At 72.2% G+C, this 2,322-nt stretch carries 2 protein-coding genes and 1 pseudogene; 1 reads left to right on the top strand and 2 read right to left on the bottom strand.

Translation table 11 applies throughout. The features are described 5' to 3' along the window. The first annotated feature begins 23 nt into the window (after positions 1–23). Positions 24–221: pseudogene (locus VG276_03475) on the top strand (ATP-binding cassette domain-containing protein). Positions 222–852: 631 nt separating this feature from the next. On the opposite strand, the gene VG276_03470 reads toward VG276_03475, so the two are convergent. After that, a complete protein-coding gene (locus tag VG276_03470) occupies positions 853–1,956 on the bottom strand; it encodes an IS110 family transposase (GenBank protein ID HEV8648467.1) in 1,104 nt (367 codons plus the stop codon). After that, entirely contained in the window at positions 1,917–2,087 is a 171-nt protein-coding gene (locus VG276_03465; protein HEV8648466.1) for a hypothetical protein, read from the bottom strand. Before VG276_03465 ends, VG276_03470 begins: the two co-directional genes overlap by 40 nt. Positions 2,088–2,322: the final 235 nt, after the last annotated feature.

The following is a 2,322-nucleotide window of genomic DNA, read 5'->3' as shown; positions in this document are numbered from 1 at the left end:
TCGCTTTCCAGCGAGGATGTCGCATGAGTCTGGGGACACCGGGATCTCCGCCCATCTCCGAGGCGCCCCCTCCCAACGAAGGCGAGGACGTCATCACGGTGCGCGGGCTGGTCAAGCGCTACGGCGATCTGGAGGCCGTAGTAGGCATCGATCTCGACGTTCGTCGCGGGGAGATCTTCGGGTTCCTCGGTCCCAACGGAGCAGGGAAGACAACGACAATCCGCAGGCTGGCCATGGCCCGGGAGGCGGTGCCGGTACGGGTCTGGGAGGCGTCCTCGGCGAAGGTGGTGTCGCGGAGGTGGTGCAACCCCTCGATCCCCAGTGACCCCGGACCCAGTCGGCCAGGCGGGCAGGGTGGGGCCTGGGCGGCGGTGAGGCTGGTGACCGCGTACACCGCCACGGTGCGCCGGCGGCGGGGTGTGCAGGGACCGGACCCGGCGGGTGCTGCGGATCGCCTGGGTGGCGTGGGGGACGTCCAGGCCAGCGACGGTGGTGACCTGCAGCCGGCGGATCTCGACCCGGCCGTGGCCGCGGTCGCGGGTGCGGTCGGCGACGGGGACCTCGCGCCACGGCAGGGTGGACAGCTGGTGGTGCAGGCTGGGCTGGTTGGCCTTGACGACGAGCAGGTAGGCGGCGTGCTTGGCGGTGACCAGCCAGTCGGCGTGGTCGCGTTGCGTGTGCATGGCGTCGGCGGTGATGACCCGCCCGGCAAGATCTAGGCCCTCCAGTAGCGGCTGGAACCCGGTGATCTGGGGTGAAATGCGGCCCCAGACCACACCAGCTCGGGCACGCGGCAGTGGGTTCGGGCGGAGCCCGACCACAAGGCCCGGGTCAGTTGTGGAGGTTGGTCGGTCAGGCGGCGGGTTGGAGGGTGACGGCATAGCCGAGCTGCTCGAGCTGGCGGACCAGCCGGCGGGACTCGCGCTGGGGATCGCGGCGGCGCTGGAAGTCGTCCTCGCCGAGGTCGTGGAACGGCTCGCCGGTGGCAAGCACGGTCCAGATCACCACCACCAGGCTGTGGGCAACCGCCATCGCGGCCTTGTTCGGGCCGCGGCGGCGGGCGATCTGGCGGTCCTGGGCGGCGAAGTCGCTCCCGCGGGTGCGGGCCGCTGCCCGGGCGGCTTCGATCAGGATGCGCCGCAGCCAGCGGTTGCCGGGCGGGGTCGCCACGGTACGGCGCGTGCCGGCCGACTCGTGGTTGCCGGGGCACACCCCCGCCCAGGAAGCCAGCCGCGCGGGGCTGGGGAAGCGGGCCATGTCGCCGCCGGTCTCGGCAAGGATCACCTGGATGGCGGTCTGGTCCAGGCCGGGCACCTCGGCCAGCAGCTCGACCTGCTCGGCCAGCACGCGGGTCCTGGCCACGACCTGGGCGGTGAGCGCATCGATGGCGTGGTCCAGGAAGTCGATGTGGTCCAGGATCCGGCGGGCGACCACGGCATGGTGCGGCCCGAACCGGCCGGCCATGGCCTCGGCCAGCTGCGGGAGCTTGGCGCGCAGCTTGCCCTTGGCGAGCCCGGCCAGGCGGCCCGGGTCCCGCTCGCCGGCGACCAGCGCCTCGACCATCGCCCGCCCCGACTGGGTCAGCACCTTCGACGCCACGCTGGTCAGCTTGATCCCGGCGTCTTGGAGCAGCTTCTCCAGCCGGTGGATCTCGGCGGCGCGGACATCGACCTGGGTCTTGCGGTAGCGGGTCAGCTCCCGCAGCTCCCGGATCGGTGGTGGCGGCACAACCGAGGGGCGGACCATCCCGTGGGCGACCACGTCGGCCAGCCATTCGGCGTCGGACAGGTCGGTCTTGCGGCCGGGCACGTCCTTGACGTGGTGGGCGTTGTACAGCCACACCTGGTCGAACAGGCCCTCCAAGGCGGAGTACACACACCTCCAGTCCACCCCGGTGGCCTCCATGCCGACCGTGGTCACGCCCCGCTCGGCCAGCCAGGCGGCCAGCTCGGCCACCCCGCCGTGGTGGTGGCGAACCGCGCCTTGCCCAGCCGCACCCCACCGCGCGGGCCCGGCACCCGCGCGCACGCCGCGACACTGTCGCGGTGCACGTCCAACGCCGCCACCCGCTCCCGGATCTGTTCCATCCCCCCTCCTCCCATCCGACGGTCACGACCACCCGCCGGGGAGGGACCAGCACCCACACAGAATCTGGGGTTCGTGCTCGCAGCGACAACCCAAGGTCCCTCGGGTCCCCGTGCCAGACTCGTTGCGGGCACCAACGCGCTCCAGTATCACCCACGGCAACCGCGCCCGGCGGGCCACCAGCATTTCATCGCTCCCACGTGGCCCGCAGGGCCATAACGACTCGTTGGTGGTGGC

The organism is Actinomycetes bacterium, from assembly GCA_036000965.1.
In the GTDB taxonomy this organism is placed as follows: domain Bacteria; phylum Actinomycetota; class CALGFH01; order CALGFH01; family CALGFH01; genus DASYUT01.
This window is presented reverse-complemented; position numbering and strand designations above follow the sequence as displayed.